Annotated in this window: 5 protein-coding genes; all 5 read right to left on the reverse strand. The window is 71.8% G+C overall.

The window, feature by feature from the left end; all coding sequences use genetic code 11:
• A partial coding sequence (gene shc, locus J1C73_RS21335) for a squalene--hopene cyclase (protein WP_207317827.1) occupies positions 1-1435 on the reverse strand: 1435 nt, incomplete at its 3' end.
• 107 nt (positions 1436-1542) lie between these two features.
• The gene (locus J1C73_RS21340) at positions 1543-2646 is read right to left on the reverse strand and encodes a polyprenyl synthetase family protein (protein WP_207317828.1); all 1104 of its coding nucleotides are present in this window, start codon (positions 2644-2646) and stop codon (positions 1543-1545) included.
• Positions 2643-4031: a hydroxysqualene dehydroxylase HpnE gene (gene hpnE, locus J1C73_RS21345; RefSeq protein WP_207317829.1), complete on the reverse strand. Its 1389-nt coding sequence runs from the start codon at positions 4029-4031 to the stop codon at positions 2643-2645. Before hpnE ends, J1C73_RS21340 begins: the two co-directional genes overlap by 4 nt.
• A 119-nt stretch (positions 4032-4150) precedes the next feature.
• Entirely contained in the window at positions 4151-5071 is a 921-nt protein-coding gene (gene hpnD, locus J1C73_RS21350) for a presqualene diphosphate synthase HpnD (protein ID WP_207317830.1), read from the reverse strand.
• Positions 5072-5100: 29 nt separating this feature from the next.
• The coding region (gene hpnC / locus J1C73_RS21355) for a squalene synthase HpnC (protein WP_207317831.1) at positions 5101-5769 on the reverse strand (669 nt) is incomplete at its 5' end.

Below are 5769 nucleotides of genomic sequence, written 5' to 3' on the forward strand. Positions count from 1 at the left end.
GCCCGGTGACGTCCGCGGACGGCGGGTCGATGACCTCGCCGAAGTCGCAGAACGGCAGCCGGTTGGGGAACGGGCTGGTGTTGTCGGCGTCGAACGCTCCCCAGGCGCCGTTGCGGGACTGCATGCCGACGTTCCAGCGCACCCCCCGCTGGATGGCGGCCTCGATCCGTGCCGGATCCGGGTGGCGGACCCGGCGCAGCGCGAGGACCACTTCCGCGGTGTCGTCGATATCGGGGTAGTTGTCGTTGTGGAACTCGAACGCCCAGCCGCCCGGGGAGAGATGGGGCCTGCGCACCGACCAGTCGCCCGGCCGGGCGATCTCCTCGTCGAGCATCCAGTCCGCCGCCTTCACGAGCGCCGGGTGATCGGGGCTCACTCCGGCGTCGGCGAGCGCGATGGTGGCGAGACAGGTGTCCCAGACCGGGGACTGGCAGGCCTCGATCATGCGGGCGCCGTCCTCGCGCCAGACCGCGAACCGGTCCAGCGAGGCGAGTCCGGCCCGCATCACCGGGTGGTCGAGGTCGTAGCCCAGCAGATGCAGCGCGATGACGGAGTAGACGGCGGGCGGCTGGATCCCGCCCCAGCAGCCGTCGTTCTCCTGGCGTTCGATGATCCAGCGGGCGGCCGCGTTCATGGCGAGACGGCGGACTCTGCGCGGGGCGATCCGGTGATAGAGGTGCAGCGCCTTGTCGAGGCGCTGGAAGACACCGTCCCAACTGGCCGCCGGAGCAGGGGGCCTGGCCGGGTTCGGTTCGCCCGGGTCGGTGTGCAGCTCGTCCAGCGCGAAGGGGGCGGGCCGGACCGGCCGCTTCGCGGAGACGACCGTGAGCGGCACGATGGTCTGGCGGGCCCAGCAGCCGAAGTCGTAGATATTGAGCGGGACCCACTTGGGGAAGAACATCAGCTCGGGCGGGAGCTCCGGCAGGTCGTCCCATTTCCACCAGCCGAACAGGGCCAGCCAGATCCGGGTGAACACCCGGCTCGCCGCGATTCCGCCCTGTTCCCTGACCCACCCCGCGGCACGGACCATGTGCGGGTCCTGCGGCCGGTCACCGGCCAGCCGCAGTGCCACGTACGCCTCGATGGTGGCGGAGAGGTCCCCGGGGCCGCCGTGGAACGTGGCCCAGGTGCCGTCACCGAGCTGCTCGCCGCGGATGAAGCGGCCGGCCGCCTGGACCGTGGCGGAATCCTGGATTCCAAGGAACTGGCGGAGCAGGAGGTCCTCGGCGTCCATGGTGACGTTGGTGGCGAGGTCGCCCTTCCACCAGCCCTGCTCGTCCTGCTTGCCGAGGAGATGCTCCACCGAGCGTTCCGCGGCCTGCCGCGCGGCGGCCAGTACGTCGTCCGCGGCGATGGTTGATTCGGTTGTCGGTCTACTGGCCGAGGCTGCGCGGGGATCCACAGCCCCGGGGCTTCCGTCGGTCGTCGCTGTCATGGCTTCCCCTTCGTGCAGTTGGTCCTCTGCTGTGCTGGGGTCTCCGTCGGCCGGCGTCCGTGACGAACGCCGGTCGGCGACTGCGAGTCATATGGACCAGATGGCGATCATCTCTTTCGTACGACGACGAAGTCCGCGAGCGCCGTGAGCTGCGCCCGCACGGTTTGCGGCATGTCGACACCGTGCAGCGCCTCGATGGCGACCGCATGTTGACGACGCGCCTCCTGAGCGGTCCATTCGCGGCCGCCCGCCTCCTCGATGAGTGCCGCACGGGCGGCGAACTCCTCTTCGGAGAAGCTGTCGAAGTCGCTGCTCTTCGCGTCGGCGGCGAGCAGCTCGCCCAGGCGCTCGGAGGCCGGTCCGCCCGCGGCGAGCGCGGCGACGACCGGCAGGGACTTCTTGCGCTGGCGCAGATCACTCCAGGTCTGCTTGCCGGTGGTCTCCGGGTCGCCCCAGATCCCGAGCAGGTCGTCGACCGCCTGGAAGGCGAGGCCCAGGTGGTAGCCGTATGCCTCCAGGACGTCGGCGGTGCGGTCGTCGGCACCGCCGAGCACCGCGCCGATGGAGCAGGCGCAGGCGAGCAGGGCGCCCGTCTTGTTGCCCTCCATCTCCAGGCACTCCTCGACGGTGACCCGCTCACGGTGCTCGTAGGAGATGTCCTGGGCCTGCCCGTCGATGAGCTTGCGGGTGGCCGTGGTCAGCCGCCGGGCCGCGCGGCCCGCCTCGGCCGTCCCGAGCTCCAGCAGGACCTCGTTGGCCAGCGCGAAGAGCGCGTCGCCGACCAGGATCGCCTGGGCGGGGCCGTGCACCTTCCACACCGTGTCGCGGTGGCGCCGCTGCTCGTCGCCGTCCATCAGGTCGTCGTGCAGCAGCGAGAAGTTGTGCACGAGTTCGACGGCCACGGCGCCGGGGATGCCGGCCTCCGCGGCGGCGCCAGCCGCTTCCGCGGACAGCAGGGCCAGCGCCGGGCGCACGGCCTTGCCGCCGTCGCCGTCGGAGGGCCTGCCCTGGGCATCGATCCAGCCGAAGTGGTAGGCGGCCACGGTGTCCATGGGCGGTGCGAGCCGGTCAACGGCGGCCCGGAGCACCGGCGTGGAAAGGGCCCGTCCGCGCTCCAGAAGCGCGGTGACGTCCGTGGTGTCCGCCACGGTGTCGGAAGCCGGATTCGCCGGGGTCACTGACTCTCCTCTTGTTCCGGTGGTACTGCTCATGCCGCCTCCTGCAGCGGATGTTCGTGGGGGCGGCCGAGTGCCAGGAGTGCGGCGTCCGCAGCGCCGGCACCGCTGCGGACGGCGCCCTCCATCGTGGCCGGCCAGCCGGTGGCGGTCCATGCGCCGGCCAGGAAGAGGCCGGGGGCCGCGGTGCGGGTCCCGGGCCGGAGCCTGCCGACTCCGGGGGCGGGCGCGAAGGTCGCCGTCCGCTCCCGGGTGACGAAGAAGTCCCTGATCCCCGCGGAACGGGCGGCCGGCAGCAGCCGCTCCAGCTCGGGCAGGTAGCGCGCGCGCAGTTCGGCGACGGGCAGATCGATCTCCTCGTCGGCCGCGGACTGGGAGACCGCGAGGTACTGCCCGGGTCCGGTGAGGCCCGAGGCCTCGGTGCGGTCGAAGACCCACTGGACCGGCGAGCCGAGCGCGGTGAAGAACGGCCGCCGCAGCACCTTGCGGTCGTAGACCACGTGCACGTTGAGGATCGGCGAGCTGCCGATCTCCAGCAGCCGCTCCGGTGCGTCGAGCGCGCCCTCGGGCAGCAGGCCGTGGGTCTCGTGCTGCGGCACGGCCAGTACGACGGTGTCCGCCTCGATGCGCTCGGCTCCGGTGTCGACCACCCAGCGTCCGTCGTCGCTGCGGCTGAGCGCTCCGGCCTTCGTCCGCAGTTCGGTGCGGACACCGGCGGAGTCCAGGGCCTTGCGGCTCAGAGTGTCGTGAATGTCGCCGAGCGGCACACTCGCCCAGCCGATGTCGGCGGCGCCGGGATCGGAGAGGAGGCCGGTCTTGAAGACCTTCGCGGCGAGCGCGAGCGAGGAGTTCGGCGCGGTGGCGTTGAGCGTGGCGACGCCGACCAGGTCCCAGAGGGCCTCGATGGTGCGCGGCGACTGGCCGTGCCGGGCGAGCCAGCTGCCGAAGTCGATGTCGTCCAGCGCCGGATCGTCCGGGTCGAGCCGGCCGAGGGCCAGCGCGGCGCGCCCCACGCCCGCCCGCTCGGCGAGCGAGAGGTGCGGGTATCCGGCGAGTCCGGCGGCGAGGTGGAACGGGACCGGCAGCCCATTGCGGCGCAGCCGCCCGAGCCGGGGGCCCGAGGGCCGTCCGACGTCGAGAACAGGCACGTCCAAACGGTTTTGCAGGGGGGCCAGGCGGGCTCCGTCGACCCGGTCGAGGAACCAGCGGTAGGCGGTGCAGCAGCGCAGATAGACGTGCTGGCCGTTGTCGACCGTCAGCTCGCCGCGCCGGAAGGAGAAGGCGAGGCCACCGAGCCGGGGCCGCCCTTCGAGCAGGGTCACGTCAAGCCCGGCGTCGGCGAGGCGCAGGGCCGACGTGATGCCGGCGAGCCCGCCGCCGATCACCACCGCCCGGGAGGAGCGCAGGCTGTCGTCCGTCATGAATCCCCCTCTCGCCAGGTCTTTCCAGTCAGGGACGCAGCGGTACGGCCGGGGGTTGCCCGCCGTCCGGACTGATCATCCATGGTGCTCATGGTGCGCGAGATGTCCGCGAGGCGCATTCAGACACGCCCCCTGGCCGTCCGCCGCGAGATGTAGCGGGCGTCGAGACCCGACAGGCCGCGCACCGCCACGTACGCCTTCTCATGGCCCGGCAGCGAGACCCGGCCGCGCAGCACCGCCTCGGGGTCGCGCTCGATCCGGTCGAGGAGCCTGCGGTAGATACCGGCCATCGCCGCCACACACGCACCGCTGCGCCGGTCCAGCATCGGCAGCAGCCGGTAGCCCTCGGCGAACAGGGCGCGGGCGCGCCGGACCTCGAAGTGGATCAGCCCCGCGAAGTCCGAGCCGGGCGGCGGGGTGGCCCGGTGGAAGCCCTCGGAACAGCCGAACTTGGCGAGGTCGTCGGCGGGCAGATAGGTGCGCCCGTTGCCCGCGTCCTCGCGGACGTCACGCAGGATGTTCGTCAGCTGGAGCGCGAGACCGAGCGTGTCGGCGTACTCCGCGGCGCGTTCGGAACCGGGCGCGCCCGGTTCCGTACCGAAGACACCCAGGCTGAGCCGGCCGATGGCGCCCGCGACGCACCGGCAGTAGATCTTGAGGTCGTCCCACGTCTCGTAGGTCGCGCCGCGCACGTCCATCAGCACACCGTCGATGAGCTCGTCGAGCCCCTCCAGCGGCAGCGGGAACCTGCGGGCGGCGTCGGCGAGCGCGACGGCCACCGGATCGGTGTCGTCGTCGTCGACCGCGCCGTCCCGGACCCGGTCCAGGAGTGTGCGGGTGCTCTCCAGGCGGACGCGCTTGGTCTCCGGCTCCAGCTCGCCGTCACCGATGTCGTCGACACGACGGGAGAAGGCGTACAGCGCCGACATGGCCTGTCGCTTCTCGGCCGGCAGCAGCCTGATGCCGTACGCGAAGTTCCGCGCCTGCTGTCCGGTGACCGCCTCGCAGTAACTGTATGCGGCCTGTACCGGTGCCGACATGTACGTCGTCTGTCCCTCCACGGTCCGGCTCACCCCTCTCTACGCGCTCTTCGCAAGACAACTCCCACCTCGCGCAGCAGGCTGGGCTTGGTGGGCTTGGGCGGTCCGGGCAGTACGTCGAACCCGGCGGCCGCGATCGCGGTGAGGGCGGCACGCCCCCCTCCCACGAATCCGGCGAGAAGCAGCTTGAGCCTGCCGTGGACGCTACCCACCAGGGGGGTGCCTTCATTCAGCAGATCCCCGGCGCGTTCCGCCTCGTACGCGATCAGCGCCCGCACCGACGCGCCCGCGGACCGTTCCGCCAGATCAGATTCAGCCACATGGAACCTTGCCATGTCATCGGCCGGCAGGTAGATCCGGTCCCGGCCGAGGTCCTCGGTGACGTCCTGGAGGTGCTCGGCGATCTGCAGTGCGGTGCAGACGGCGTCGGAGCGGCGGATCCGTTCGGGGCTCGCGGTCCCGGTGAGCTGGAGGACCAGGCGGCCGACGGGGTTGGCGGAGAGCTCGCAGTAGGCGAGCAGCTCCTCGTACGTCCCGTAGCGGCGGATCTTCTGGTCCTGCCGGTTGGCCTCGATGAGGCCGAGGAAGGGTTCGGGGGTGAGCGAGCAGCGCCGCACGGTGGGGCGAAGTGCCTGCAGGAGGGGGTGGTGCGGGGTCTCGCCGGTGGTGGCGAAGATCCGGCGCAGGTCGGTCTCCAG

This window comes from Streptomyces laculatispora, assembly GCF_017353455.1.
Taxonomy (GTDB): Bacteria; Actinomycetota; Actinomycetes; order Streptomycetales; family Streptomycetaceae; genus Streptomyces; species Streptomyces laculatispora.